The sequence below is a fragment of the Mesorhizobium sp. WSM4808 genome (genome assembly GCF_055811675.1).
In genome coordinates, this window is sequence record NZ_JBVVQX010000005.1 from 218130 (window position 1) to 244728 (window position 26599).

The window sequence follows — 26599 nt, forward strand, 5'->3', positions numbered from 1 at the left end:
CTTCCAGCTACCGAAGTGGCGCGCCGCCTACTGCGCCGCCTTGATCTCGCTGACGATCTTCGAATAGTCGCGCTGGGCGTCGCCGACGTCGCGCAACTGCTCGAACTTGACGAGGTCGGCCACCGGCATCGCCATGTTGGGGAATTTGGCCAGGAAATCGGCCGGCAGGCTTTCCATGGCTGGCTTGTTCGGCACCTTGTAGTCGATGTTCTGCGCCGCCCAGGCGTGGTTCTTGGCGTCGAGCATGAAGTTGATGAACTGGAAGGCGGCATCCTTGTTGGCGGAGGCCTTCATCACCACCATCGTGTCAACCCAGAGGTCGGAGCCTTCCTTGGGAATGACGTATTTGATCTCGGGCTTTTCGGCGATGCCGTAATTGCACCAGCCGTCCCATGCCTGCACCATCAGCGCCTCGCCGGACACCAGCTTGGAATAGAAGGTGGTGTCGTCATAGGCGAGCAGGGTCTTCTTGGCCGAGATCAGCAGATCCTTGACCTCAGCCATCTTGGCCGGGTCGGTTTCGTTGACCGAATAGCCCTTGTCGAGCTGGCCGGCGGCCAGCAGCCAGCGGTCGGTCGCCAGCATGGTGGTCTTGCCCTTCAATTCGTCGGATGGCGCGAGCAGGTCGCTCCAGCTGGTGGGCGCAACCTTCATCAGGTCCGAACGGTAGCAGAGGCCGGTCGTGCCCCAGGTGTAGGGCACCGAGAATGCATTGCCGGCATCGTGCGGCAGCTTGGTTGCCTCGGGATAGAGATTGGTGAGGTTCGGTATCTTGGCGTGGTCGATCGGCTCGGTCAGGCCGAGCTTGTTCAGCACCTCGGCGAAGGGCGAAGAAACGAAGACCACGTCATAGCCCTTGCCGCCGGCGGCAATGAGCTTGCCCATGATCTCTTCATTGGTGGCGTGCACCACCACTTCGCCCGAAACGCCGGTCGCGGTCTTGAAGGCGGCCATGGCGTCGGGCGCAATGTAGCCGTCCCAGTTGGAAATGACGAGGTCGGCAGCCGTCGCCGGCGCGGACAGCGCCAAGGCCAGGCCAAGTGCGATCGAAGATGTTTTCAGCGCACGGCGCCGCAGGCTGGTAGCGGTCATGACAGACTCCCATTTCGGTTGATCGTCGAATTGCATTCGCCGGACCAACGCTTGCGACCCTTGCCGCTGCCTCGATCCCGTTCCCTCGGTCTTTTTCTCGCCGATTGCCCTGACAGTACTATTGCAGAAAAAAGTACGTCAATCCATAATTTGCTAAGCGATCGTGAAATCTGGCCGATTGCGTCCGTGCGGGCGATCGGTCAGATCAATGCGGTCATGTCGTTTTCCACGAGACCAGTCATGCAAGCCGCAGCCCGACGACCTCGCACCAACCACCTCGATCTGGCGCAGCGCATCCTGGATGTGGCGCGGCAGCGCGGTTTTGAGCCCGGCGCACGCTTGCCGGAGCAGCAGATCGCTTCGTTGTGCAATGTCTCGCGCACGCCGGTGCGGGCGGCTCTCGGCCTGCTCGCTGAACGGGGTGTCGTGCGCTGGGAGGCAGATTCCGGTTATCACCTGGCCATCGACCTCACCGCGCAGGCTTCAGTCGCCACGGAACTGCCCGCCGCCGAGGAGGACGAGTTGGCCGAGGCGATCCTGCGCGACCGGTCGGCGCGTCGGCTGGACCAGACGGTGACCGTCGCGGGGCTGATACGGCGCTACAGTGCCGAGCGCAAGACGGTACTAAAAGCACTCAACAAACTGACCGAAGAGAATTTGTTGGACCGAGCGCCTGGCCAGTCCTGGCTGTTTCGGCGCACGCCCGACGATCCAGAGGCGCAAGGCGACAGCTATGAGTTCCGCTTGCTGCTGGAACCCGCGGCCATCCTGACGCCGGGCTTCCGGCTGGACGGCGCGCGGGCCGCAGCGTTGCGCCAGGGCATGGAAGCGCTGGTGGCGCTGCCGGACGCTGCATTCGATACACGCGAGTTCCAGCGGCTGGACATCGATTTTCACGGCATGCTCGCCGAGGGCTGCGCCAACCGCTTCATCGCCGACGCGCTGGCCGATCACCTCAGGCTGCGCCGGCTGCCGGGCATCTATACCGGCGTCAACGTCTTCCGCTTGCGGCAATCGCTGCGCGAACACCTTGTTATACTCGACCATCTTGAAAGCCTGCAGTATGAGGTGGCGGCCGATCTGCTTCGCATCCACCTGCGGCTTTCCCGCAACCAGCGACCGCAAGCGGCCAGTCGCGGGGCGCCCGCCCTGTTCGGCATGATCAGCCGGCCGGAATGACGAGGAATAATTGACGCGTAAAGCCAGCCCGACCATCGCGCTGTTTCCCGAAGCCAGTTTCGGCGCGGCGTTGAATTGCGTCGGCATCGCGCAGGCATTGCGTGCCAAGGGAGCCCGGCCCGTCTTCATTTGCCATGCCGGCTTTTCCGGCGTCTTTGCCGACTATGGTTTCCAGGAATACCAGCTGCCGACCGACGAGCCGCTGAGCGACAGCGAACGCCAGAGCTACTGGCAGGCTTTCGTGCGCCGGCACCTGCCGCATTTCCGGCTGAGCCCGATCGACCAGCTGGAAACCTATGTCGCGCCGACCTGGCAGGCCATCGTCGACACTGCGGTCAATGCCGAGGCGCCGCTGCGCCAATTGCTGGCGCGGCTGAAGCCGGACGCGGTGGTGCTCGACAATGTCATCATGTTCCCGGCGATATCAGCCGCCGGCTGTCCCTGGGTGCGTGTCGTCTCCTGCGCCGAGACCGAGCTGCCGGATGCCAATGTGCCGCCCTATCTGTCGGGGCTTGGCGCCGACGACCCGCAACGCGCGGCTTTCGAGGCAAGGTATCTGGCGGCTTGCGCGCCCGCACATGACCGCTTCAATCGCTTTCGCATGGATGCCGGCCTGGCGTCGCTGCCGAAGGGCCTGTTCCTCGAGGCGTCGCCCGACCTCAATTTGCTGCTGACGCCTTCGATCGTGCGTCGTGAGCGGGCCGAGCCGCTCGATCCCACGCGCTTCGTCTATCTCGAAGGCTGCGTGCGCTCGGAAGGGCCGTTCGAAGTGCCGGTGTTTCCGCGCAACAAGGGGCCGCTAGTCTATGTCAGCTTCGGCAGCCTCGGCGCCATGGATGTCGGCCTGATCGAGCGCATGCTGGTCGTCTTCGACAGGCTGCCGGCGCGCTTTATTGTCAATGCCGGCGGCCTGCGCGACGCCTACCGTGCGGTGCCGGACAATGTCTATCTCGACGCCTGGTTTCCCCAGCCCTCGGTGGTGGCGAAGTCGGACCTGTTCATCCATCACGGCGGCAACAACAGCTTTTGCGAAGCGCTGCGCTTCGGCGTGCCCTCACTGATCATGCCCTATTGCTGGGACGGACACGACAATGCGCGCCGCGCCGGAGAAACCGGCGTCGGTGACCATATCGGCCGCGACGCCTGGACCGAAGGAGTGTTGGAGAGAGCCATTCTCGGCCTGCTGGCCGACGATGCCATGCGCGCCCGCCTCAAGGACAATGCAGCCCAAATGGCGCTGAAACCTGGAACGGATGTGGCCGCGCAAGCCATACTCTCTCTGATACGGACGTGAACGAAATGCCTGACAACAACGCGAATATCTCGCTCTTCAGCGGCAATGACGCCAAGGCCTGGCTGACCCGGCATGGGATCAACGAAGTCGAGTGCCTGGTGCCCGACATGAACGGCGTCCTGCGCGGCAAGGCCTTGCCGACGGCCAAATTCCTCCAGGCGCTGGAAGATCGCGCGCTCTATCTGCCGAGCAGCGCTTTCCTGGTCAGCATCGACGGCCTCTACTCCGGCTCGATCGACGAGGGTTTTGCCTATTCGGACCCGGACATGCGCATGGTGCCCGATGTCTCGACGCTGTGCCTGGCGCCGGGTGCCACTCCCGGCAAGGCCTATGTCTTCGCCGATGCCTTCCATATGGACGACCGGCCCTGGATGGCCTCGCCGCGCCATGTGCTGCGCGCCGTGCTCGACCTCTACGCCAGGCGCGGCTGGCGGGCGGTGGTGGCGCCGGAGCTCGAATTCTATCTGACCGCGCCCAATCCCGATCCGGACCAGCCGCTGACCGCTCCGATCGGCGCCAATGGCCGTGCCGAGGGTGTGCAGCATCCCTATGACATGGCCGCGCTCGAGGAGTTCGAGCCGGTGATCCGGCGCGTCTATGACTATGCGGCGGCGGCCGGCCTGCCGCTCGACAGGCTGATCCATGAATCGGGTACGGCGCAGCTTGAGATCAACTTCCTGCATGGCGATGCGCTGCCGCTGGCCGACAAGGTGCTGCTGTTCAAGCGGCTGACGCGCCAGGCCGCGCAGCAAAGCGGAATGCATGCGACCTTCATGGCCAAGCCGATCGCCGCGCAGGCGGGAAGCTCGATGCATCTGCACATGTCGGTCATCGACGAGGCTGGCAGGACGCTGTTTGCCGGCAGCGACGATGCCGACACCGCAATGTTCGGCCATTTCATCGGCGGCCTGCAGAAATATGTCCCGGAAATCATGCCGCTGTTTGCGCCCAATGTGAATTCGTACCGTCGCATAAGGCCGAACCACAGCGCGCCGGCCAACATCGAATGGTCGCATGACAACCGTTCCTGCGGCCTGCGCGTGCCGGCCGGGGGCCGCTCCGCTCGGCGGGTGGAGAACCGGCTTCCGGGTGCGGATTCCAATCCTTACCTGGCGATCGCCGGCTCGCTTCTCGCCGGCTATCTCGGCGTCGAACAGAAACTGGCGCGCTCGGCCGAAGCGTCGGGCAATGCCTACAAGATCAAGAGCACGCTGCCAAAAACGATGGAGGAGGCGCTCGACCGTTTCGAGGCTTGCGGCCCGGTGCGAGAGTTGCTCGGCGAGGATTTCTTCCAGACCTATCTGCGCGTCAAGAGCGTGGAGCTCGATCTGTTCCAGGGCGTGGTGACGAGCTGGGAACGCGACCACCTTCTGCTGAAGGTGTGATCATGGCTTCCAGTTCAACGGGTTTCAATTCGGGCCTCGACATCGCCAAATCCTATTATGTCGCCACTGCCAATCCGGCGCCGGACCATCCGGCGCTGGTCGGCGATGTCGAAGCCGACCTGGTGGTCGTCGGTGGCGGCTGCACCGGCCTGTCAGCCGCCCTTCACGCCGCCGAGCGCGGCGTGAAAGTGGTGCTGCTCGAAGGCGGCAAGATCGGCTGGGGCGCGTCGGGCCGCAATGGCGGCCAGATGATCCCCGGCCTGCGCAAGGGCGCCAAGGGCCTGGTCAAACTCTACGGGCCGGAGCGGGCAAAGGTGCTGTTCGATCTTGCCTTCGAGGCACGCGGGCTGGTGCTCGATATCATTGAGCGCCACGCCATCGATTGCGATCTCAGGCTGACCGGCCATCTGGTCGGCGCGGTCAACGGCTCCGACCTCAGGGATCTCGAGGAAGAGGCCGAGTGTCTGGCCACGGTGATGAAATTTCCGCATGCCGAGATCCTGTCCGCGGCGGAAGCCCGCGCCAAGGTCGACACGTCATATCATGGCGCGATGTACGAGCCGCTCGGCGGCCACATGCATCCGCTGAACTACACGCTCGGCCTTGCCCGTGCGGCAGTTGCGGCCGGCGTCATCATCCACGAGAATTCGGTGGCGGTGAAACTGGAGCGCGAGCCTTCGATCCGGGTCTCGACGGCAAAGGGATCGGTTCGGGCCAGACATGTCGTGCTGGCGGGGGACGCGCTGCTCAATGGGCTGGAGCCGCGCGTCAACAGCCGCATCATGCCGGTCGGCAACTACATCGTCGCCACCGAGCCGCTGGAGGGCAAGCACTATGTCATCCCGGCCAATGTCGCGGTGTCCGACACCCGCTTCGTCGTCAACTACTACCGCATGTCGGCGGATGGACGCCTGCTGTTCGGCGGCGGCGAGCGTTACACGCCGTCACCGCCGGCCGATATCGCCGGCTTCGTGCGGCCGCACATGGAAGCCACCTTTCCGCAGCTCAAGGGCTGCCGCATCGATCACGCCTGGGGTGGGCTGGTGTCGGTGACGACATCACGGCTGCCGCATATCGGGCACTATGGCGAGGTGTATTTCGCGCATGGCTATTCCGGCAAGGGCGTCATCCTGTCGACGCTGTCGGGCAAGCTGCTGGCCGAAGCGATCACGGGTGATGCCTCGCGGCTGGATTTGTTCTCGACGCTGAGCCCGATGCCGTTCCCCGGCGGCACGGCGCTGCGTGGGCCGCTCTATGTGCTGGGCATGCTGTGGTACGCGATGCGGGATCGTATCAAGCATTGAGAGAATCGTCTTTGTCACCCATCGCTCAAGGAATGATGGACCTGATCTAGTAGACGCCAACTCCCGACGTTGGCGCTGCCCCTCACCTGCCTGCCGGCATCCTCTCCCCGTAAACGGGGCGAGGGACGCTGCCATCGCTGCTTTCGCCAATTGTCTGCGGTGCAGAAAAGATGCCAGCGTTGCGGCCAGCGTCTTTCGCCCCGTTTACGGGGAGAAATGCCCGGCAGGGCAATGAGGGGCGGCGCTGGCGTTTGAAGAGTTTTCGGGCGATTTGATTAGACGACGAAGAAATCCTCGATGCGCTGCTTTGCCTCCAGCAGCACCGGCAGGATTTCTCGCTCCATCTCCGCGACCGAAAATCGCGCCGACTGGGTCGAGACGTTGATGGCCGCGACGGTGCGCTCTGCCCGGTCGCGGATTGGCACGGCGATGGAGCGCAGGCCGAGCTCCAGCTCCTCATCGACGATAGCAAAGCCGTCGGCCTTCGCCTTGGCGATGGCGTTGGCTAACAAACGCCTGTCGGTGATCGTCTTCGGCGTCCGTCTCTCGATCGTCGCTTGGCCGAGGAATGCGTCCAATTCCTGGGGCGCCAGGCCGGCAAGCAGGATGCGTCCCATCGAGGTGCAGTAGGCCGGCAGCCTGGTGCCGACGTCGAGCGACACGCTGAGGATGCGGCGGCCGGGAATGCGGGCGACATAGACGACATCCTCACCCGACAGGATGGCCGCCGAGCAGGCCTCGTTCAGTTGTGCTGCCACAGAGCGCATGATGGGCGCGGCGAAGGCCCATAGCGAGGCGCCGCCGAGCCAGGTGCGGGCAACCGTCAGCAGGCGCGGCGACAGCGAGAACACGCGGCCGGCCTGTGTTGCATAGCCGGTGGCGGTGAGTGTCAGCAGGAAGCGGCGGGCGCCGGCGCGGGTGAGGCCCGCTTCCTCCGCCATTTCTGTCAGCGTCATGCCCGAGGGATGGCGGGCCAGGATCTCCATGACGGCGAGGCCGCGCTCGAGCGAGCCGACATGATCACGGGAAACAGCCGCTTCGTCCATCTTGTCTCCGCGGAACGGCATCGGCGTCAGGATTGACTCCTCGCCCTCGCTCAGCGTAGAAAGTATCGCATACAAAACATATGTTCGCAATACGAACTTTCTGAAAACCCGGAGCCGATGCGATGGTCAAGTTCCTGCCGCTCAAACAGGCCGTGGCCGAGAATTTGAAAGATGGCGACTCCGTCGCCTTCGAAGGCTTCACCCATCTGATCCCGACGGCGGCGGCGCATGAGGCGATCCGCCAGGGTTTTCGCGACCTGACCCTGATCCGCATGACGCCGGACCTGATCTACGACCAGATGATCGGCATGGGCATGGCGAAGAAAATCGTCTTCTCCTATGTCGGCAATCCCGGCGTCGGCCTGCTGCGGCGCGCCCGCGATGCCATCGAGAACGGCTTTCCGCGCTCACTCGAAATCGAGGAGCACAGCCATGCCGGCATGGCCAATGCCTATGAAGCGGGTGCTGCCGGCCTGCCCTGCGCGGTGTTTCGCGGCTATCGCGGTGCTGGCCTCGCGGCGGTCAACCCGAACATCAAGTCGGTGACCTGTCCGTTCACCGGCGAGGTGCTGGCCGCTGTCCCTTCGATCCGGCCTGACGTCACCTTCATCCATGCCCAGAAGGCCGACAGGAAAGGCAATGTGCTGGTCGAGGGCATCATCGGCATTCAGAAGGAAGCGGTGCTGGCGGCCAAACGCGCTGTGGTGACCGTCGAGGAAGTCGTCGACAATTTCGACGATCTGCACCCCAATCTGACCGTGCTGCCGCGCTGGACGATCGCGGCGATATCGGTCGTGCCCGGCGGCTCGCATCCCTCCTACGCGCATGGCTACTATGCGCGCGACAATGCGGCCTATCTCGAATGGGACGAGATCGCCGCCGACCGCGAGAAATTCCAGGCGTGGATGCAGGCCTACGTGATCGAGAAGAGCGCCGACGATTTCGCGGCCCGGGTCGAGCATTTGAGGAAAGCGGCATGAGCGACAATCCGGGATTCACCCCCAACGAGATGATGACCATCGCCGCCAGCCGCGCGCTGCGCAACGACGATGTCTGCTTCGTCGGCATCGGCGCGCCATCGGCCGCCTGCAATGTGGCGCGGCTGACGCATGCGCCTGACATCACCCTGATTTACGAGAGCGGCACGATCGGCACCGCGCCTGACGTGCTGCCGCTGTCGATCGGCGACGGCGAATTGTGCGAGACCGCTATCACCACCGTCGCGGTGCCGGAGATGTTCCGCTACTGGCTGCAGGGCGGCCGCATCTCGATCGGCTTCCTTGGTGCGGCGCAGCTCGACAAGTTCGGCAACATCAACACCACCATCATCGGCGACTATTTCCATCCCAAGACCCGGCTGCCCGGCGGCGGCGGCGCGCCGGAGATCGCGACGTCGTCGAAGGAGATCTACATCACCATGGCGCAGACCAAGCGCGGCATGGTCGAGAAGATCGACTTCTTCACCTCCTTCGGCCATGGCGAGGGTGGTGACCATCGAAAACGGCTTGGCATAGACACCGCCGGCCCGACGCTGCTGATCACCGATCTTGCCATCTGGAAGCCGGATCCGGTGAGCAAGGAATTCACGGTCGTGTCGCTGCATCCCGGCGTGACCCGCCAGCAGGTGAAGGACACCTGTGGCTGGGCGGTTAAGTTCGCAGAGGCGCTTGACGAAACACCGGCGCCAAGCGAACTCGAACTCAAGACATTGCGCGACCTGCAGGCCCGCACCAAGGCGGCGCATGAGGGAACCGGAAAAGCAAAGGCTGCATGACATGGCCGAGGCCTATATCTGCGACTACATCCGCACACCGATCGGCCGCTTCGGCGGTTCGCTGTCTTCGGTACGATCAGACGATCTTGGCGCGATACCGCTGATGGCATTGGTCGAGCGTAATCCCGGCATCGACTGGCAGGCTGTCGACGACGTCGTCTATGGCTGTGCCAACCAGACCGGCGAGGACAACCGCAACGTGGCGCGCATGGCGCTGCTGCTGGCAGGTCTGCCGAAAGAGATTCCCGGCTCGACGGTCAATCGCCTTTGCGGCTCCGGCATGGATGCGCTGACCATCGCAGCCAGAGCCATCAAGGCCGGCGAGGCGGAGCTGATGGTCGCGGGCGGTGTCGAATCGATGAGCCGGGCGCCCTTCGTCATGCCCAAGGCCGACACGGCGTTCTCGCGCAATGCCGAGATTTACGACACCACCATCGGCTGGCGCTTCGTCAACCCGCTGATGAAGAAGCAGTACGGTGTCGATTCGATGCCGGAGACCGGCGAGAACGTAGCGGAGGAGTTCGCCATCTCTCGCGCGGACCAGGACGCCTTTGCCGTGCGCAGCCAGGAGAAGGCGGTCGCGGCCCAAGCCAATGGAAGGCTGGCGAAGGAGATCACCTCAGTGACCATCCCGCAGCGCAAGGGCGATGCGATCATTGTCAGCAAGGATGAACACCCCCGCGCTGGCTCAACGGTCGAGGCGCTGGCCAAGCTGCCGACGCCGTTCCGCCAGGGCGGCACAGTCACGGCCGGCAATGCCTCCGGCGTCAATGACGGGGCGGCGGCGCTGATCGTCGCTTCCGAGGCGGCGGTGAAGACATATGGCCTGACCCCGATCGCCCGCATTCTCGGCGGGGCCGCCGTAGGTGTGGCGCCGCGCATCATGGGCATCGGCCCGGCGCCGGCGACGCAAAAACTCTGCGCGCGGCTTGGCCTGACGCCAAAACAGTTCGATGTCATCGAGCTCAACGAAGCCTTTGCCTCGCAAGGCATCGCCGTATTGCGCCAGCTTGGCATTGCCGAGGATGCGGAACACGTCAACCCGAATGGCGGCGCCATCGCGCTTGGCCATCCCCTGGGCATGTCGGGTGCCCGCATCTCCGGCACGGCGGCGCTGGAGCTTCGCAAACGTGGCGGCCGTTATGCGCTTGCCACGATGTGCATCGGTGTCGGCCAGGGCATCGCGATCGCGCTCGAACGGGTTTGATCGGCGGCCCTTGCTTGGCCGGCTAAGATCAAGAATCCGGTGCGCGGTTCAAATTTGACCACGTGGACAAAAGTCTGGCGTCGTTCCATACTTCCCCGTCTGACATTTTCACGAACAGCCGGCTCGACACGGCTGTCGAACAGAGGGGAATGCAATGGAAAACCGGAACAATAAATCGCAGATAAAACGCGAAGGGCTTTCGCGACGCAATGTGCTGGAGCTGGGCGCGCTCGGTTTGGCGGCAGCGATATTGCCAGGCGCAGCCTTCGCGGCGGACAAGAAGCTGAAGGTGGCGGCGATCTTCGCCACGCCGATCGAGGAGCCGTGGGACAACCAGATCCATGTCGCCTTGCAGAGGGCCGAGAAGGAACTCGGCATCGAATACAAATGGTCCGAGAAGGTGCAGACCGCCGATTTCAGCCGCGTCATGCGCGAATATGCGCAAGGCGGCTATGAGCTGGTGCTGGGCGATGCCTTCGCCGCCGAGCGTGAATCGCGCCGCACCGCCAAGCAATTCCCGAAGACCGCCTGGCTGTTCGGCTCCGGCGCCGGCCCGGCGGAACCCAATTTCGGCGTCTTCGACAACTGGATCCACGAGCCGGCCTATCTCTCCGGATTGATCGCCGGCAAGATGTCGAAGTCGGGCACGATCGGCGCCGTCGCGGCGATGGGCATTCCGGAAGTCAACCGGCTGGTCAACGCCTTCTTCGCCGGCGCTAGGGAGGTCAATCCCAACATCAAGAAGAAGGTCGCCTTCATCGGTTCCTTCTTCGATCCGCCGAAGGCCAAGGAAGCGGCGGTCGCGCAGATCGACGCCGGTGTCGACGTCATCTATGCCGAGCGCTTTGGCGTCATCGAAGCCGCGGTGGACAAGAAGATCCTTGCCATCTCCAACATGTCCGACCAGTCGAGCCTCGGTCCCGACACGGTCATCACCGGGCCGGTCTGGGATATGTATCCGACGGTCGAGCAGGCGATCAAACTGGTCAGGGCCGGCGTCTTCACCGCGCAGGACTATGGCGACTTCTCGCGCATGGCCAAGGGTGGCTCGCATCTGGCGCCCTACCACAAGTTCGACAAGACGCTGCCGGCGGACGTCAAGGAGCTGGTCGAGAAGAAGAAGGCCGAGATCCTCGAAGGCAATTTCCGGGTGGATGTGGACGAGAATACGCCGGTTTCGGATTGATTCTTTACCCTCCCCCTTGTGGGGGTGAGCGACCGGTTCGCCGCAGGCGAATTCATCGTGCCAGTGGCACGATGAAAGGCCAGCGAACGCTGGGACGCTGCGAAGCAGCGGGGACCGGCAGGCTCGCCAGTTGTCAGCCCGGCCCTTCACAGGCTCGGGGCGTTCGAAGTCCGAAAAGCCAAGCAATTGGCTTTTCGCCCGCTGCGCGGACACTTCTCACCCCCACAAGGGGGAGCGTGAAAGAACCGCGCCATCTCGCCGCAGGAGCACCCTTGCCCGCCCCCCTCATCGAAATGCGCGGCATCACCAAGAGCTTCGGCGCCGTCAAGGCGAACGAGGCCGTTGATCTCAGCGTGGCACCCGGCGAGATCCTCGGGCTGCTGGGCGAGAATGGCGCCGGCAAGACGACGCTGATGAATGTGCTGTTCGGCGCCTATGCGCCCGATGCTGGGGAAATCCTCATCCAGGGCAAGCCGGTGCGAATCACCAGTTCCGCCGATGCGCTGGCCGCCGGCATCGGCATGGTGCACCAGCATTTTCACCTCGCGCCGCGGCTGACTGTGCTGGAAAATCTTTTGATCGGCATCCCCGGCAAGACAGGACGGATCGACCGCGCCGGCGGGCTGGCGCGGCTGGCCGAGATCGGCCGCCAGCATGGGCTGATGCTTGACCCGAACCTGCCGGTCTCGGCGCTGTCGGTCGGCGAGCAGCAGCGGCTCGAAATCGTCAAGGCTCTGTTTCGTGGCGCCAGGCTGCTGATCCTCGACGAGCCGACGGCGGTGCTGGCGCCAAGCGAGGTCGACGGGCTGTTTTCGGCGTTGCGTTCTATGGCGGCGCAAGGTCTCGGCATCATCTTCATCTCGCACAAGCTCAACGAGGTGCGGGCGCTGACGCATCGCTGCACGGTGCTGCGGCATGGCCGCGTCGCCGGCCGGGTCGATGATCCCGCCAACACGACATCCTCGGAGATGGCAACACTGATGTGCGGCCATGAGATCGTGCCGCCGGCGCGGGGGCCATCGACGCCAGGTGCTGATGTGCTGACACTCGACGGCATTTCGACCTCGCATCATTCCGGCACGCCGCTGCGCGACGTATCGCTTGCCGTCCGTGCCGGCGAAATCCTCGGCATTGCCGGGGTGTCGGGCAATGGCCAGCGGGCGCTGGCGGAGGTGATCTCCGGCGTGCGGGCGCCCGATGCCGGACGGATGACGATTGCCGGCCAAAAGGTCTCGCGGTTTTCGCCGCGCGAGGTGCAGGCGCTCGGGCTCGGACGTATCCCGGAAGACCGCATGACCACAGGGCTGGTGACCAATCTGCCGCTCGCCGATTCGATGGTGCTGCCTCGCATCGGCACCGCGGCGTTCAGCAGCAAGGGCCTGCTCAAGCCGGATGCGATCCGCGCCTTTGCCGAGGCGCAGATCAAGGCCTATGATATCAGGTGCCCTGGGCCGATGACCCGGGCCGGCGCATTGTCCGGCGGCAATCTGCAGAAGGCATTGTTGGCACGCGAGCTTGCCTTCGATCCGAAGGTGCTTGTTGTCTCGCAGCCGACGCGCGGGCTTGACATCGGTGCCGCCCGCTTCATCCATGAAAAGTTCCTCGACATGCGGGCCAAGGGCTGCGGCATCATCGTCATTGGCGAGGATCTCGAAGAGCTGCTGGTGCTCTGCGACCGCATCGCGGTGATGTATGAGGGCCGCATCGTCGGCACGCTCGACAGCGCCGATGCGACGATCGCGCGGCTCGGCCTGATGATGACCGGGGCGGAGGGGAGTGGCTTGAATTATGCTGTTGCCTGACTTCCTCGGATATCGCCCACAACACATTGCTTTGGCCGTCAGCGCTGCCCCTCACCTGCCTGCCGGCATCCTCTCCCCGTATAGTGACGGGGAGAGGGGCGCTATCATCGACGGTTTCGCCAATTGTGAACGTTGCAGGAAGAGCGCTAAGGCCGCAGCCATCCACCTTCTCCCCGTCACTATACGGGGAGAAGGTGCCGGCAGGCGGATGAGGGGCGGCGCCAACGCCTCATGTATCGGTTCGACTACTGTACCGAAGGCGGAGGGCCACAGCTGATGTTTCGCCTGGAGGTCCGCAGCTCGACGCCGGCCTGGTTCAACTTCGCTCTGCCATTGCTGGCGATCGGAGCAACGCTCATCTTGTGTAGCGGCCTGATTGCGCTGGCCGGCGCCGGCGTGCTCGAAGCCTATGGCGTGATGTTCACGGCATCGCTGGGCGACAGCTACGCGATCACCGAAACGATGGTGCGCGCCACGCCTATGATCTTCACCGGACTGGCGGTCGCGGTCGCCTTCCGGGCAAAATTCTGGAACATCGGCGCCGAAGGGCAATTGCTTGCCGGCGCGCTGGCCAGCTGCTTTGTCGGCGCCATTCCGATGCCGGGACCGCTCGCCATGGTCTTGATGGCGGTGGCCGGTGCCGCCGCCGGTGCGGCGGTGGCGCTTGTTCCCGCCACGCTGCGGGTTAAATTCAAGGTCGACGATGTCGTCAGTTCGCTGCTGCTCAACTCGGTCATCTATTATGCGCTGATGGCGCTGATCGAAGGGCCGTGGAAGGATAGTTTCAGCGGCTATCCGATCTCGCCGCCGATCGAGGATTCGGCCAATTTTCCGGTGCTGCTCGAAGGCACAAGGCTGCATCTCGGCGTCGTCGCGGCGCTGATCGCGGCGCCGCTGATCTGGTTCCTGATCGTGCGCACGACGCTCGGCTTCAGGATCAGGGTCACCGGCGAAAACCCGGAAGCCGCCAGATATGGCGGCATCCATGTCGAGCGGGTGCTGATCTCGACGGCGCTGCTGTCCGGCGCGCTGGCCGGGTTGGCCGGCGTCGGCGAGGTCGGCGGCGTGCATTTCCAGGTGATGAGCGACATCTCGCCGGGCTACGGTTATTCCGGCATCGTCGTTGCGATGCTGGCGCGGCTCAACCCGCTTGGCGTCGTGCCGGCGGCGATCTTCCTTGCCGCCGTGATGACCGGCGCCGAGGCGATGTCGCGGGCGACCGGCGTTCCGGCCTTCCTCAGTGACGTCATCCAGGGCACCGCATTGCTTGCCATGCTGGTGGCGCTGCTGTTCACCGCCTATCGCATCCGCCGCGTCGGAGTTGCCCGATGAGCGCGGTGTTCGAACAGATCTTCCAGGTCGGCTTCCTGGCCGCGATCATCCGCATTGCCACGCCGCTGGCTTTCGCGACGCTCGGCGAAATGTTCTCGGAGCGGGCTGGCGTGCTCAATCTCGGCATCGAAGGCATCATGCTGTTGTCGGCGATGACCGGCTTTACCGCCGCCAGCCTCAGCGGCAGCCTGTGGCTCGGCGTGCTGGCGGCAGTGCTGACCGGCATGCTGATGGGCGCGCTGCATGCGCTGTTCACCGTGGCGCTCGGCCTCAGCCAGCATGTCTGCGGCATCGGCGTGACGCTGTTCTCGTCGGGCCTCGCCTATTTCCTCTACCGGCTGATCTTCGGCCAGCAGTCGGTGCCGCCCAACATCAAGGGGTTTCAGACACTGCCGATCCCGCTTCTGTCGGACATCCCGGTGCTCGGGACGGCGGTGTTCAACCAGTTCGCGCTGGTCTACATGGCGATCCTGGCCATTCCGCTCGCCGCCTTCGTGCTCTACCGCACGCCATGGGGCCTGTCGGTGCGCATGGTCGGCGAAAACCCGCGGGCCGCGGATTCGGCGGGGGTCAGTGTCATCGCCACGCGCTTCCAGGCGGTCATCCTCGGTGGTGCGCTGATGGGGCTGGCCGGCTCCTTTCTGTCGATGGCGCAGTTCAACGCCTTCACCTTCGGCGTCGTCTCGGGGCGCGGCTGGGTGGCGATCGCGCTGGTCGTGTTTGGCCGCTGGGATCCGTGGCGCTCGGCGGGGGCGGCGCTGCTGTTCGCCTTCGTCGATGCGCTGCAACTGCGCATGCAGGCCAGCGGGCTCGGACACATCCCCTACGAGGCGTTCCTGATGCTGCCGTTCATCTTCACCATTGTCGCCATGGCGGTGATGTCGCGCAACGCGACGGCACCGTCGGCGCTGCTCAAGCCGTTTCGACGGGAAGAACGGTAGACGAGCAGGACTTGGTGCCTTTCCTCTCCCCCGATCGACGGGGTAGAGGAAGGGCGACAAGCTGTCCCTGGGCCGAAGAACCTGTCCCTGGAAAGCCTCACATCGCCGTAAAACCATTGTCAACGAACAGATGCGTGCCGTTGACGAAGCTCGACTCGTCGCTGGCCAGGTAGAGCGCTGCCCTCGCCACCTCTTCCGGCTCGCCGATGCGGCCCTGCTGCGCGGCCAGTGCCGCGTCGGAGACGTCGACGCCGAGCCTGCCGAGGTCGGCGACCTCGCGCAGGCCGTGCGGTGTACGGATGAAGCCGGGGCAGACGGCGTTGCAGCGGATGTTGCGGTCGCGGAACTCGACGGCGATGGCGCGGGCGAACATGTGGCAGGCGCCCTTGGTGGTGTCGTAGAGCACTTCGTTGGGAGTCGCCGCCACCGCCGAGATCGACGAAGTACAGACGATCGAGCCGCCGCCGGCCGCAATCATGCCCGGCAAAACGGCGCGCGTCATCAGGAACATCGAGCGCACATTGACGGCATGCAGCCAATCCCATTCCTGCACCGTGGTCTCCAGGAAGGGCTTTATCACGATGGTGCCGGCGTGGTTGAACAGCACGGTGACCGGTCCGAGTTTTTCGATAGCACCCTTCACGGCCGCTTCGACCTGTGCCTCGTCGGAGACGTCGGCGACAAAATGCTCGGCGAGATGGCCGCGCGCCCTGATTGTCGCTGCGGTTGCGGCGGCCGCCTCGCCGTTGCGGTCGATGATCGCCACCTTGGCGCCTTCGGCGGCGAACAGCTCCGAAGTCGCTCCACCCATTCCCGTCGCGCCCCCCGAAATGATGGCGACCTTGCCGGCCAGTCTTGTGCCCATTTTTCTGCCCCTGTGTGGCGATTTCGCTTTGCTGGTGGGCGATGCTACCGCGCCCGCGCCGGGCGGCCAATCCACGAATTGAGCGCAGCGAAAGCAAGGCCATAGGTCCATTCGGACGCAGAAGCACAAACGGACGCGCCATATGGATCGGCCGTCCGAGCGCTCCCCCTAAGCAAGTGTCTACCAACCGGCATCATAGGAGAAAATTATTCTGTCTTTAGCCAAAAAATAGCAATCGACAAAGTCTACCAGTTTTATAGATTAACCGCCGAGACGGAGGTCGATATGTCCTATATCCAGAACGCCCAGACGGATCGCAGCGCTCAGCGGTCGGCCAACGCCCAGGCCTTTCGCCCGGCCTATGCCGGGGCTTTCGCCTATCTCGTCTTTGCCCTTGCGTTCGTGTTCACCGGGGCAGTCGTACTGGGCCTTATTCCCTGAGTCGTCAGATCGACCGGGCTTAGCTGCCCACCGCTTTCAGGCAATCGGAGTTGAATGAACCGAATCCTCGGCGTGCTTTCGCGCGCCCGACACCACGGAGGACATGGCAATGCCGATCGAGTTCACGCATATTCCCGGTAAGACCGCCGATGCCGCGGTTCCCTTTTTCTACGACTTTGCCGAGACCGCGACCAAGCTCGGGCTGATCGAGGATGGCGGCTTCCGCAAGATCGTCATCGACGATTCGGCCGGACTGCTGACCAACATGGATCTTGCGGCCCAGGTGCTCGATCGCACCTCGTCGCTGGAAGTCGTGCTCACCCATTGGGCGGGCGTGGTCGAACCGACCGTGGCGGCCCGCCAACTGGCGTCGATCGACAGGAAAAGTGGCGGGCGGCTGGCGCTGAGGATGATCAGCGAGCCGCTGAGCGACGACGATGCCGAAACACGGCCGGTCGGGCACACCGTCATCTGGCAGCGCATCGATGAATATCTGGTGCTGCTCAAGCGGCTGTGGTCGAACGACCGACCCTTCGACCATGAAGGCGCGTTCTACAGCATCAAGGGCGGCTATGTGCCGCGCAAGGGTCCGCACGGCGCCGACCTGGTCATCCGTATGGGCGGGCAATCCGGAACGGCGCTCAAGGTGGCCGGCCGGCATGCCGATGTCTTCGAATTGGCGCCCGGCTCGATCGACGAGATCCGGCAGTTGATGGAGCGGGTGCGCGGTGCCGCCGCCGAGCATGGCCGGGCGGGCAAGCTGCGCTTTGCGCTTCCGGTCGGGATTCACCAAGGTGCTTCCGCCTCCGGCCACAAGGCGGTCGATGTTGCCGGGCCGCCAGCCCAGGCCGCCCTGTCGCTGCTTGCCTATGCGGCCCTCGGGATCGATGAATTCATGATTGTCGGCGTCGACACGCCACGCGAGATCGCAACGCTCGGCCGGGAAACGATCGCCCTGCTGCGCAATTCGCTGGCGCGTCGCGAACACGAGGCATTCCAGCCTGGGGCATATGCGTCTCGTGCAGGATTGGAGACGCGGGCAACGGGCTGAAGTTCTTCAGCCTTTTGTTGCCTCGGGCCTGTCGCCAAGCCGCGACAGGCCTTCAATGACAGCGCTCGAATCCGTTAGCGCGCCGAAGACGCCGTCTTCAACCGTCACCATGTGAAGGGCTGCTTCGTGCGCTTGTCTGTCGCCGCTGGCGCAGGCGTCCGAAATCGTCAGGCATTGGAAATTGCGGTCGCAGGCCTCACGCAGCGTGGTGTGGACGCAGACATCCGTGGTGCATCCGGAAAACAGCAGATGCGTGATGCCTTGCGCGCGCAGCACAAGTTCGAAATCCGTATAGGTGAAAGCGCTGTTGCAGGTCTTGTCGACGATGATGTCCTGCGGGGCGACGTCGATCTCCGGAACGATCTGGAATCCTGGACCAGAGCGCAGCAGGATTTCGGTGCCTTCGAGCCCAGCGCGCTTGCGGCGCCATGTCTCGTAGGGCGTCATGTCGGCCATGTCAGCCCGGTAGCCCTGCCTGGTGTGGATGACCCTGACACCGGCCTTGCGGGCGGCAGCGATCAGCCGGCTCACCGTCGGCAGGATCGCCCTTAGAGGCGACGGGTCATAGCCCTGCCTGGCGAAGTAGCCTGTCGTCGACAGGAAATCCTGCTGCAGGTCGATGACGACCAGTGCGGTGTTTTCGGCCACCAGCCTGCCGTCATAGGGAAATCGAAGGGCGTTGCCTTGATCATCCGGGGCTCCCTGCTTTGGCAGACCATAGTGGATCAGCGCGACGACACCAGATGCTGGGCGTCGTGCAGGCGCCGATAGATGCCGCCGGCGCGGAGCAGTTCGCTGTGCGAACCCTGTTCGACGACGCCCGACTCCGAGACGACGACGATGCGGTCGGCGCCGCGGATCGTTGCCAGCCGGTGTGCGATGACCAGCGTGGTTCGGCCCTCGGCAAGTTCGGCCAACGACTTCTGGATTTCGCGCTCGGTCTCGGTGTCGAGCGCCGACGTCGCCTCGTCGAGGATCAAGATCGGCGGGTTCTTCAGGAACATGCGGGCGATCGCCAGCCGCTGCTTCTGGCCGCCGGACAGTTTGACGCCGCGCTCGCCGATGATCGTGTCATAGCCGGCCGGCAGGCCCGATATCATGCCGTCGAGCTGCGCCCGCCGCGCGGCATCGGCGATGGCGTCGTCGGAGGCGCCGAGACGGCCATAGGCGATGTTTTCGCGGATCGAGCCGCCGAACAGGAAGACATCCTGCTGGACGATGCCGATCTGGCCGCGCAGCGAGGCGAGCGTCATGTCCCTGATATCGATGCCGTCGATGCTGATCGCGCCGGCGCTGACCTCGTAGAAACGCGGCAGCAGCGAGCACATGGTGGTCTTGCCGGCGCCGGACGGGCCGACGAAGGCGATGGTTTCGCCGGCGTGGATGGTGAGATCGATACCCCTGAGCACCGGCTTGCCGTCGCCATAGCCAAAGCTCACGCCGCGGTATTCGATGTCGCCCTTGAGGCCGCCCACAGTCACGGCACCTGGCCGGTCGGCAATGTCGGGTTCGGTGTCGAGTAGCTCGGTGTAGCGCCGGAAGCCGGCAATACCCTTGGGATAGGTCTCGATCACCGAGTTGATCTTCTCTATCGGCCGTACGAAGACGCCGACCAGAAGCAGGAAGCCGACGAAGCCGCCATTGCTGAGGCCTCCCGTGATGACGAGATAGCTGCCGGCGATCATGACCACGAGCTGGATCAGCCTTATGCCCATATAGTTCAGCGAATTGCTGGCCGACATGATGCGGTAGGCGTCGAGCTTGGTCTGGCGGTAGCGCTGGTTGTCATGCGCGAACAGCGTGCGCTCATGCTCCTCATTGGCGAAGGCCTGGACGACGCGCATGCCGCCGACATTCTCTTCGATGCGGACGTTGAAATCGCCGACGCGCCGGTACAGCGCCTGCCAGTTGCGCTCCATGCGGTCGCCATAGCGCATCGTCACCCAGGCGATCAGCGGTACGATCACCGCCGTGATCAGCGCCAGATGCATGTTGACGGTGAACATCAGCACGAAGGCGCCGGCGAAGGTCATGATGGCGATGAACAGGTCCTCGGGGCCGTGATGGGCGATCTCGCCGATTTCCTCGAGATCCTTGGTGACACGGCCGACGAGATGGCCGGTCTTGTGGTTGTCGTAGAAGCGGAACGACAGCTTCTGCAGATGGTCGAAACTCTTGCGCCGCATCTCGGTCTCGATGTTGATGCCGAGCATGTGGCCCCAATAGGTGACGACCGCCATCAGCACGGTGTTGAGCAGGTAGATCACCAGCAGCCCGGCAGACGCGATGATGATCAAGGTCCAGTCCTGCTGCGGCAGCAGCTGGTCGACGAAGGTGCGGACCGCCATGGGAAAGCCGAGTTCAAGCAGGCCGGCCAGCACCGCGCAGGAGAAGTCGAGCGCGAACAGCCCCTTCCAGGGCGCGTAGTAGGAAAGGAAACGTCTGATCATCGAGGTGAACCGCAAGCTGTCTTGGCGGGCGCGGTGAGCGCGCCGGCCGTCATCGGTGGGCGCTGCTTACAATCGGCAGCGCAAGGGCGGCAATATGCCAGGACGGACTTCATTGCCTGCCTTTCCACATCAGCGCCATGAAATAGGGGCCGCCGACGAAGGCGGCGATGAGGCCGGCCGGCACTTGCCAGGGAAAGATCAGCGTCCGCCCTGCCCAGTCGGCGGCAACGAGGATCAGCCCGCCTGTCATGGCCGAGGCCAGAAGCTGCGGCACGGCGCGGCGGAAGCCGAGCATGCGTGCGAGGTGCGGCGCCATCAGGCCGACGAAGCTCAGCGGGCCGATGACCAATGTCGCGGTTGCGGTGGCCAATGCGGTGAGCGCAAGCAATGTGGCGCGAACGCGTCCCAGTCGCAGGCCAAGGCCACGCGCGGCGGTTTCGCCGAGCGGCAGTATATCGAGCCAGCGCGCGGTCAGCGGCGCCAGCGCGAGGACGGTGACCGCGACCGTTGCGGCGGTGAAGGCATCCGTTGGCGTTGCGCGATAGGTCGATCCCGACAGCCAGGCGAGCAGGAAGTCCATGCGCGGATCGCCGCTGGCCAGAAGCAGCGCGGCGAAGGCGGACGCGACCGTCGCAACGGCGACGCCGGCAAGCAGCAGCCGTTCCGGCGACAGGGCATTGCGTCGCCCGACCAGCACGACGATCGTCAGCGCCAGCAAGGCGCCCGCCAAGGCCGCGCCGAGCATTGTTGAGCGGTCGAAGCTGTCGCTGAGCAGCAGCAGCGCCAGCACGCCGAAAGAGGCGCCGCCGGAAATGCCCAGGACCTCGGGTGCGGCCATCGGGTTGCCGGTCATGCGCTGCATCAGCGTGCCGGCGACGGCGAGCAGGACGCCCGCCGACAGGGCGACGACGACGCGAGGCGCGCGCAGGGCAAGCAGCTCGGTCAAATCCGCGGATGCGATCCAGTGCCAACCGCCTGCGCCACGGCCAAAGCCGATGGCGAGGACAACCGCGAGGATGAGCGCCAGCAGGCCCGCGATCAACGGCAGGCCGTTTGTCGGCAGGCGTATCGACGACACCATGTCGGCCTGCCTTTCGGGGGTGGTTCGCATTCGCGGCAACAGGAACAGCAGCAGCGGCGCGCCGAGCAAAGCGGTCGCGGTGCCGGCGGGGATTTCGCCGGTGAACGGCAGATGCTGCACCAGGCGGTCGGTGAGCCAGAGCAGGGCACCGCCGACCAGCGGCGACCAGACCAGACGGCGGCCAAGCGTGCGCGCTCCGGCCAGCCGCGCCAGCGCCGGGGCGGCGAGTGCCACGAAACCGATGACGCCGACCTCGGCGACGACCAGCGCGCTGAGCGAGACGGCGACTGTCATGCCGGCAAGGCGGATGACGGCCGGCCGGGTGCCGAGCGATGCCGCGCCGTCGTCGCTGAGGTCGAGCAGGCGTAGCGGTCGCCAGAGCAGGAGCGCGGCGCAGATGCCGGCCAGCAGCCATGGCGCCAGAACAAGGACCGCCGCGTCGCCATTCTGCACCAGAGAGCCGCTCTGCCAGATGAACAGCTCCTCGGTGTATTCGCGGTTGAGCGCCATCAGCAGCGCGCCGGCCGAGCCGAAAGTGAGGCTGACGACGAGGCCGGCGATGATGATCGACACTGGCGAAAAGCTGCGCCCGCGCGCCAGTGCGAAAACGGCTGATGTGGCGAGCGCGCCGCCAGCCAGCGCCACGCCTTCGCGGCCGCCTTCCAGCAGCCATGGTGCGTAGAGGGTGGCGGCCGCCAAAGCGAGGCTCGCTCCGGCATTGGTGCCGATCGTGGTCGGCTCGGCCAGCGGGTTGCGCAGCACATGCTGCATGATGACACCGGCGAGACCAAGTGCCGCGCCGGCCAGCATGCTGACGGCGACACGCGGGAGGAAGGCATAGCGATACAGCAACTGCGCTGGATCGGATGTGTCGGGAGCGGTGAGCGCCTGCCACCACAGGTGCGTCGGGAAAAGGTTGATGAGATCGAAGATGGTCAGCATCAGTGCCAGGCCCGCGGGCACGGCCACCAGCAGGATGAGCGCGCCGATGCCGTCGCGCTGTCGCGGCAGGGACATTGCCTGAGCGATCATGCCGCTGCCACGAATTCGGCGAAACGCGCGGCAGCAGTGAGACCGCCGAACGGCCAGACTGGCGGAATGGTCCGCACCTGGCCGTTCCGGACGCAGGGCAGATTGGCCCAGAGCGAGCTGCGGGCAATCCTGATCCTGACGTGCGGCGGGATCGGATCGAGCGAGATCAGTTGCGCCTCGCCGACGGCGACCAGTTCCTCGATGCCGACCGTCGAAAAACCCCATTCATTGGTGGCGCCGGTCCAGGCGTTGACGAGGCCGAGCCGGTCGAGGACATCCTGCAGCAGGCTGCCGGCGCCGTAGACGCGGACATGGCGATCGTCGAACATGCTGACGACGCAGACCGGTTTTTGCACCGCCCGCTCCAGCCTGGCACGCGCTTGGGCGATCGAGGCTTCGGTGCGCCCGACAAGGTTTTCTGCTTCCGTCCTGCGGCCAAGCATGTCGCCAAGCTGCAGCGTCACCTGTTGCGCCTGCGCGTAAGGTGGAGCCTTGCCGCTGTAGAACGGCACGTTGAAGGTCGGCGCCAATCTGGTGAAGCTGTTCTCGTCCAAGCCATAGCCATAGGCGCCGACGATCAGGTCGGGCCGCAGTTCCCGAAGCAGTTCGAGATTGGGCTCGCTGCGCGATCCCAGGTCGATGGTGGCCTGCGGCAGCGCCGGGCCCTGCACCCAGTCGCCATAACCCCTGGTGTCGCCGACGGCGAGCGGCGACAGGCCGAGCGAGACCACCAGTTCGGCCGATGTCCATTCCAGGCAGACGACGCGGGCAGGTGCCGCGCGTGCCATGCCGCCCGGGAAAGCGAGGCCGGTCGCGGCGAGGCCGGCAAGATACTGGCGCCGTGTCAGCGCCGCCATTTTGGGCCGGCCCGCCACATTGCTTCTACCATGTGTATTTCACCGAACCGTTGATCCTGCGGCCTTCGCCGTAGAAGCAGCCGAAGCCCGAGGAGAAACAGGAGGCGACATAGCGTTTGTCGAACAGATTACTGGCATTGAGGCTGAGCGTGGCGTTCTGCCAGGCGTAATGCACCGCCGCGTCGGCGAGCACGACCGACGGAACCTTGAAGCTGTTGGCGTCGTCGCCATAGGTCGAGCCGACATAGCGGACGCCGGCACCGAGGCCGAGACCTTCGAGCTTGCCGCTCATGAAGGTGTAATTGGCCCAAAGCGATGCGGAATGGGCCGGCACGCCGAAGGGCATGTTGCCCTCGTTGCTGACCCAGACGCCGTTGACGTCTTCGACAGCGGTCGCCTTGGTGATCCTGGTGTCGAGGTAGGTGTAGGCCGCTCTCAGATCGAGGCCCGCATCCAGGCTCGCCACGGCTTCCAGTTCCACGCCGCGCGAACGGATCTCACCGGTCTGGAACAGATCGTTGGGTGAGCCCTCATTACCGGAACGCACGACATTCTGCCGGGTCAGGTCGAAAACCGATGCCGTAATGAAGGAGTTCCAGCCGGTCGGCTGGTATTTCAGCCCGATCTCGTACTGCCTGCCGGTCTCGGGCACGAACAGATTGCCGTCGCTGTCGGCGCCGGCCACGGGCTGGAACGATTCGGAGTAGCTGACATAGGGCGCAAGCCCGTTGTCGGCGAGATAGACGAGCCCCGCCCGGCTGGTGAAGGCGTTGTCCTTCTGCTCGGGAATGTAGCCGCCGGCCAGATTGTCGTAGACCTTGGCGTCCGACCAATCCTGGCGGCCGCCAAGGGTCAGCCGCCAGTTGCCGAGCTTTACCTGGTCCTGCGCATAGAGACCGACCTGCTGCTGGGTGGTGTCGGTATCGGTGTAGGGCGTCAGATCGGTGATCGGGTACCCGTAAATCGGATCGAAGACGTTGAAACCGTCCTCGACGGTCCCTTCCGAGGCATAGTCGCGGTAAGTATAGCGTTTGTAGTCGAGGCCGACGAGCAGCGTGTGGGCGAGCGGCCCGGTGTCGAAATCGGCTTGTGCCTGGTTGTCGATGGTGACGCCGCTGAGTTTGGTGCCGCCGGCATCTGCATAACGGTAGTAGTCGCCGCTTGAAGGTTCCAGGCCGTTCGAGTCCGTCAGCCCGCCACCAAAGACGCCCTCCTCGGTGTGGGTGAGGTGGACGTAGCGGGCATGCTGCCGAACCTGCCAGGTTTCGTTGAAACGGTGGTCGAATTCGTAGCCGATCGAAGCCTGGTCGTTGTTGTAGGAGTCGAAGCCGGGTTCGCCGACGAACATGCTGTTCGGCAGGTACTTGCCGTCCTTGCCCGGTATGACCGTGCCGTAGGCAGGCAGATACTGCATCGCCCAGCCCGAGCGATCGCGCTGATAGTTGGCGAGGATGGTCAGGCTGGTGTCGGCATCGGGCTGCCAGGTGATCGCCGGCGCGATGAAGATGCGGTCGTCCTTGACGAAATCGGTCTGCGTGTCGCCCATGTGAGCGGCACCGGTGAGACGAAACAGCAGCGACTTGTCGGCGTTCACCGCGCCGCTGAAATCGAACTTGCCTTCATACCGGTTGAAGCTGCCACCACCGAATTCGACCTCGCGCAGGTTTTCCTCGGTTGGCCGCTTGCTGACATAGTTGATGATGCCGCCGGGGCTTGCCTGGCCATAAAGTACCGACGCCGGTCCGCGCAGCACTTCGTAGCGTTCCGCGCCATAGGAATCGAGTGCGGTGAACAGGGTGAAATTGCTCTCCTTGAGCTGCAGCCCGTCCCTGTAGAAGACGCCGCTGGCGTTCGAAATGCCGCGCAACTGCAGGCCGAGGCCGCGATTGTCGGTGCCGTAGAGATTGCCGGTGGCGCCGGGTGTGTAGCGCAACGCGCTGTTCAGGCTGTCGACGGCCTGCGCTTCCATCTGGTCCCTGGTGATGACCGATATCGATTGCGGCGTCTCGATCAGCGGCGTGTCGGTCTTGGTGCCGGTGGAGCCCTTTGTGGCAACGTAGCCCTTGACCGGCCCGAAAGCGCTTTCGACACGTTCCTGGACTTTGATCGGGTCTAGGGTGGTGGTGACCGTCTCCTGGGCCAGTGCATGGCCGCAGCCAAGCAGGGCCGGCAGCGACACCGTTGCGATCAGCAGGCGCTTGCGCGCTATCCGGTTCCGCCAAATCGGTCCATGTCCTGAAATCATCTGGTGCGCCCCCTGTTTCCAAATTTCGTGCCGATATTGCCGGTCGCGCCGATTTGTTGATCGTTGCAGTCATCTTCAATGTTGACTAGTAAGGTCATGTTTCATAGTCAACCGGGCACGACCCGTCGAAATGCCGGAATCTGGAAATGCGGGCGGCCGCACTGGAGAAAAGCCATGAGCATGGCTGGAATTGATGCCCAGACTGCCTTCCATATCGACGCGGTGCGCTTTGCCGTCGGCGAGCGGACGCTGCTCGGTCCGGTCTCGCTCGAACTGGAGCGCTCGCGCGTCTATGGGCTGATCGGCCACAATGGTTCGGGCAAGTCGACGCTTATCAAGCTCATGGCGCGCCAGCAGCCGGCGAGTTCAGGCGCCATCACTTTCGCCAGACGTCCGTTGCCGCAATGGGGCGCCCGCGAATTTGCCCGCGCGCTTGCCTATCTGCCGCAGACGACGCCTGCGGCGACCGGCCTGACCGTGCGCGAACTGGCGACGCTCGGGCGCTATCCCTGGCATGGCGCGCTTGGCCGTTTCCGCGCCGAGGACAGGCAGCATGTCGAGGAGGCGCTGGCCCTGACCGATATGGAGGGTTTTGCCGACCGGCTGGTGGACGAATTGTCGGGCGGCGAGCGCCAACGCGCCTGGCTCGCCATGCTGGTGGCGCAGAACGCCGGCGTCATGCTGCTCGACGAGCCGATTTCGGCACTCGACATCGCCCATCAGGTCGAGGTGCTCGGGCTGGTCAAGGAGCTCAGCCGCAAACGCGACCTATGTGTCGTCGTCGTGCTGCACGATCCCAACATGGCGGCGCGCTACTGCGACGAACTGATCGCGCTCAAGGACGGCAAGCTGCTGACGCGCGGCACGCCAGGCGAAATCATGCGCAGCGATGTGCTGAAAGGCATTTTCGGTGTGGAGATGGGCGTGTTCGCGCACCCCGTCACCGGCCAGCCTGTCGGCTATGTGCAGTGACAATATCTGATGCGGCGGCGGGAAATAGAAGGCGGCAGGCCGCTGTGAGAACAAGGAAGAAGC

At 64.5% G+C, this 26599-nt stretch carries 21 protein-coding genes and 1 pseudogene; 14 read left to right on the forward strand and 8 right to left on the reverse strand.

The window, feature by feature from the left end:
* Positions 1 to 27: 27 nt before the first annotated feature.
* Positions 28 to 1092: a polyamine ABC transporter substrate-binding protein gene (locus tag AC0L2U_RS11095; RefSeq protein WP_128363146.1), complete on the reverse strand. Its 1065-nt coding sequence runs from the start codon at positions 1090 to 1092 to the stop codon at positions 28 to 30.
* 18 nt (positions 1093 to 1110) lie between these two features.
* On the opposite strand from AC0L2U_RS11095, the gene AC0L2U_RS11100 reads away from it, so the two are divergent.
* From AC0L2U_RS11100 to AC0L2U_RS11115, 4 genes are read left to right on the forward strand one after another with little or no spacing between them, the layout of a single operon-like run.
* Positions 1111 to 2271 (forward strand): GntR family transcriptional regulator, encoded by a 1161-nt coding sequence (locus AC0L2U_RS11100; protein WP_473601910.1) that lies wholly within the window; start codon positions 1111 to 1113, stop codon positions 2269 to 2271.
* 10 nt (positions 2272 to 2281) lie between these two features.
* Positions 2282 to 3565: a nucleotide disphospho-sugar-binding domain-containing protein gene (locus AC0L2U_RS11105; protein WP_127383340.1), complete on the forward strand. Its 1284-nt coding sequence runs from the start codon at positions 2282 to 2284 to the stop codon at positions 3563 to 3565.
* A gap of 5 nt (positions 3566 to 3570) precedes the next feature.
* The gene (locus AC0L2U_RS11110) at positions 3571 to 4950 is read left to right on the forward strand and encodes a glutamine synthetase family protein (protein ID WP_473601911.1); all 1380 of its coding nucleotides are present in this window, start codon (positions 3571 to 3573) and stop codon (positions 4948 to 4950) included.
* 2 nt (positions 4951 to 4952) lie between these two features.
* The gene (locus AC0L2U_RS11115; protein ID WP_473601912.1) at positions 4953 to 6254 is read left to right on the forward strand and encodes an NAD(P)/FAD-dependent oxidoreductase; all 1302 of its coding nucleotides are present in this window, start codon (positions 4953 to 4955) and stop codon (positions 6252 to 6254) included.
* Between the two features lie 275 nt (positions 6255 to 6529).
* Here the strand turns inward: AC0L2U_RS11115 and AC0L2U_RS11120 are convergent, their stop codons facing one another.
* Complete coding sequence (locus AC0L2U_RS11120; protein WP_127398932.1) at positions 6530 to 7300, reverse strand: IclR family transcriptional regulator domain-containing protein; 771 nt, start codon at positions 7298 to 7300, stop codon at positions 6530 to 6532.
* Between the two features lie 122 nt (positions 7301 to 7422).
* Here AC0L2U_RS11120 and AC0L2U_RS11125 point away from each other — a divergent pair, with 122 nt between their 5' ends.
* From AC0L2U_RS11125 to AC0L2U_RS11155, 7 genes are all read left to right on the forward strand, one after another.
* Entirely contained in the window at positions 7423 to 8280 is an 858-nt protein-coding gene (locus tag AC0L2U_RS11125; RefSeq protein WP_292679956.1) for a CoA transferase subunit A, read from the forward strand.
* Positions 8277 to 9074: a CoA-transferase subunit beta gene (locus AC0L2U_RS11130; protein ID WP_127398818.1), complete on the forward strand. Its 798-nt coding sequence runs from the start codon at positions 8277 to 8279 to the stop codon at positions 9072 to 9074. The genes AC0L2U_RS11125 and AC0L2U_RS11130 overlap by 4 nt, the downstream gene beginning before the upstream one ends.
* 1 nt (position 9075) lies before the next feature.
* Entirely contained in the window at positions 9076 to 10281 is a 1206-nt protein-coding gene (gene pcaF / locus AC0L2U_RS11135) for a 3-oxoadipyl-CoA thiolase (RefSeq protein WP_473601976.1), read from the forward strand.
* Positions 10282 to 10435: 154 nt separating this feature from the next.
* Positions 10436 to 11467: a BMP family protein gene (locus AC0L2U_RS11140; protein ID WP_128308793.1), complete on the forward strand. Its 1032-nt coding sequence runs from the start codon at positions 10436 to 10438 to the stop codon at positions 11465 to 11467.
* 272 nt (positions 11468 to 11739) lie between these two features.
* Positions 11740 to 13269: an ABC transporter ATP-binding protein gene (locus AC0L2U_RS11145; protein WP_127398862.1), complete on the forward strand. Its 1530-nt coding sequence runs from the start codon at positions 11740 to 11742 to the stop codon at positions 13267 to 13269.
* 276 nt (positions 13270 to 13545) lie between these two features.
* Positions 13546 to 14601: an ABC transporter permease gene (locus tag AC0L2U_RS11150; RefSeq protein WP_473601914.1), complete on the forward strand. Its 1056-nt coding sequence runs from the start codon at positions 13546 to 13548 to the stop codon at positions 14599 to 14601.
* The gene (locus AC0L2U_RS11155) at positions 14598 to 15542 is read left to right on the forward strand and encodes an ABC transporter permease (protein ID WP_473601916.1); all 945 of its coding nucleotides are present in this window, start codon (positions 14598 to 14600) and stop codon (positions 15540 to 15542) included. The genes AC0L2U_RS11150 and AC0L2U_RS11155 overlap by 4 nt, the downstream gene beginning before the upstream one ends.
* A 97-nt stretch (positions 15543 to 15639) precedes the next feature.
* On the opposite strand, the gene AC0L2U_RS11160 is transcribed toward AC0L2U_RS11155, so the two are convergent.
* Entirely contained in the window at positions 15640 to 16407 is a 768-nt protein-coding gene (locus AC0L2U_RS11160) for an SDR family NAD(P)-dependent oxidoreductase (protein ID WP_127808763.1), read from the reverse strand.
* 285 nt (positions 16408 to 16692) lie between these two features.
* Between AC0L2U_RS11160 and AC0L2U_RS11165 the strand changes: the two genes are divergently transcribed.
* Positions 16693 to 16848 (forward strand): hypothetical protein, encoded by a 156-nt coding sequence (locus AC0L2U_RS11165; protein WP_023811179.1) that lies wholly within the window; start codon positions 16693 to 16695, stop codon positions 16846 to 16848.
* Positions 16849 to 16957: 109 nt separating this feature from the next.
* Positions 16958 to 17899 carry an LLM class flavin-dependent oxidoreductase gene (locus AC0L2U_RS11170; RefSeq protein WP_473601977.1) on the forward strand — a complete coding sequence of 314 codons (942 nt, stop codon included), beginning with the start codon at positions 16958 to 16960 and terminating at the stop codon, positions 17897 to 17899.
* Between the two features lie 6 nt (positions 17900 to 17905).
* On the opposite strand, the pseudogene AC0L2U_RS11175 reads toward AC0L2U_RS11170, so the two are convergent.
* From AC0L2U_RS11175 to AC0L2U_RS11195, 5 genes and pseudogenes are all read right to left on the reverse strand, one after another.
* A pseudogene (locus tag AC0L2U_RS11175) lies at positions 17906 to 18591 on the reverse strand (cysteine hydrolase family protein).
* Positions 18592 to 18624: 33 nt separating this feature from the next.
* A complete protein-coding gene (locus AC0L2U_RS11180; RefSeq protein ID WP_473601917.1) occupies positions 18625 to 20349 on the reverse strand; it encodes an ABC transporter ATP-binding protein in 1725 nt (574 codons plus the stop codon).
* Positions 20350 to 20458: 109 nt separating this feature from the next.
* Positions 20459 to 22462, reverse strand: a complete 2004-nt coding sequence (gene fhuB, locus AC0L2U_RS11185; RefSeq protein ID WP_292682486.1) for a Fe(3+)-hydroxamate ABC transporter permease FhuB — start codon at positions 22460 to 22462, stop codon at positions 20459 to 20461.
* A complete protein-coding gene (locus AC0L2U_RS11190) occupies positions 22459 to 23319 on the reverse strand; it encodes an ABC transporter substrate-binding protein (RefSeq protein WP_473601919.1) in 861 nt (286 codons plus the stop codon). The genes fhuB and AC0L2U_RS11190 overlap by 4 nt, the downstream gene beginning before the upstream one ends.
* Before the next feature lie 25 nt (positions 23320 to 23344).
* Positions 23345 to 25564 carry a TonB-dependent siderophore receptor gene (locus AC0L2U_RS11195; protein WP_128364734.1) on the reverse strand — a complete coding sequence of 740 codons (2220 nt, stop codon included), beginning with the start codon at positions 25562 to 25564 and terminating at the stop codon, positions 23345 to 23347.
* A 180-nt stretch (positions 25565 to 25744) separates the two neighbouring features.
* Here AC0L2U_RS11195 and AC0L2U_RS11200 point away from each other — a divergent pair, with 180 nt between their 5' ends.
* Positions 25745 to 26536: an ATP-binding cassette domain-containing protein gene (locus tag AC0L2U_RS11200; RefSeq protein ID WP_164762277.1), complete on the forward strand. Its 792-nt coding sequence runs from the start codon at positions 25745 to 25747 to the stop codon at positions 26534 to 26536.
* Positions 26537 to 26599: the final 63 nt, after the last annotated feature.

Bases quoted from the DNA above. Each gene is read 5' to 3' on its own strand.
- AC0L2U_RS11095 (WP_128363146.1), bottom strand. From the start codon at position 1,092: ATGACCGCTACCAGCCTGCGGCGCCGTGCGCTGAAAACATCTTCGATC.
- AC0L2U_RS11110 (WP_473601911.1), top strand. From the start codon at position 3,571: ATGCCTGACAACAACGCGAATATCTCGCTCTTCAGCGGCAATGACGCC.
- AC0L2U_RS11115 (WP_473601912.1), top strand. From the start codon at position 4,953: ATGGCTTCCAGTTCAACGGGTTTCAATTCGGGCCTCGACATCGCCAAA.
- AC0L2U_RS11120 (WP_127398932.1), bottom strand. From the start codon at position 7,300: ATGGACGAAGCGGCTGTTTCCCGTGATCATGTCGGCTCGCTCGAGCGC.
- AC0L2U_RS11125 (WP_292679956.1), top strand. From the start codon at position 7,423: ATGGTCAAGTTCCTGCCGCTCAAACAGGCCGTGGCCGAGAATTTGAAA.
- AC0L2U_RS11130 (WP_127398818.1), top strand. From the start codon at position 8,277: ATGAGCGACAATCCGGGATTCACCCCCAACGAGATGATGACCATCGCC.
- pcaF (WP_473601976.1), top strand. From the start codon at position 9,076: ATGGCCGAGGCCTATATCTGCGACTACATCCGCACACCGATCGGCCGC.
- AC0L2U_RS11140 (WP_128308793.1), top strand. From the start codon at position 10,436: ATGGAAAACCGGAACAATAAATCGCAGATAAAACGCGAAGGGCTTTCG.
- AC0L2U_RS11150 (WP_473601914.1), top strand. From the start codon at position 13,546: ATGTTTCGCCTGGAGGTCCGCAGCTCGACGCCGGCCTGGTTCAACTTC.
- AC0L2U_RS11155 (WP_473601916.1), top strand. From the start codon at position 14,598: ATGAGCGCGGTGTTCGAACAGATCTTCCAGGTCGGCTTCCTGGCCGCG.
- AC0L2U_RS11160 (WP_127808763.1), bottom strand. From the start codon at position 16,407: ATGGGCACAAGACTGGCCGGCAAGGTCGCCATCATTTCGGGGGGCGCG.
- AC0L2U_RS11165 (WP_023811179.1), top strand. From the start codon at position 16,693: ATGTCCTATATCCAGAACGCCCAGACGGATCGCAGCGCTCAGCGGTCG.
- AC0L2U_RS11170 (WP_473601977.1), top strand. From the start codon at position 16,958: ATGCCGATCGAGTTCACGCATATTCCCGGTAAGACCGCCGATGCCGCG.
- AC0L2U_RS11180 (WP_473601917.1), bottom strand. From the start codon at position 20,349: ATGATCAGACGTTTCCTTTCCTACTACGCGCCCTGGAAGGGGCTGTTC.
- fhuB (WP_292682486.1), bottom strand. From the start codon at position 22,462: ATGATCGCTCAGGCAATGTCCCTGCCGCGACAGCGCGACGGCATCGGC.
- AC0L2U_RS11190 (WP_473601919.1), bottom strand. From the start codon at position 23,319: ATGGCGGCGCTGACACGGCGCCAGTATCTTGCCGGCCTCGCCGCGACC.
- AC0L2U_RS11195 (WP_128364734.1), bottom strand. From the start codon at position 25,564: ATGATTTCAGGACATGGACCGATTTGGCGGAACCGGATAGCGCGCAAG.
- AC0L2U_RS11200 (WP_164762277.1), top strand. From the start codon at position 25,745: ATGGCTGGAATTGATGCCCAGACTGCCTTCCATATCGACGCGGTGCGC.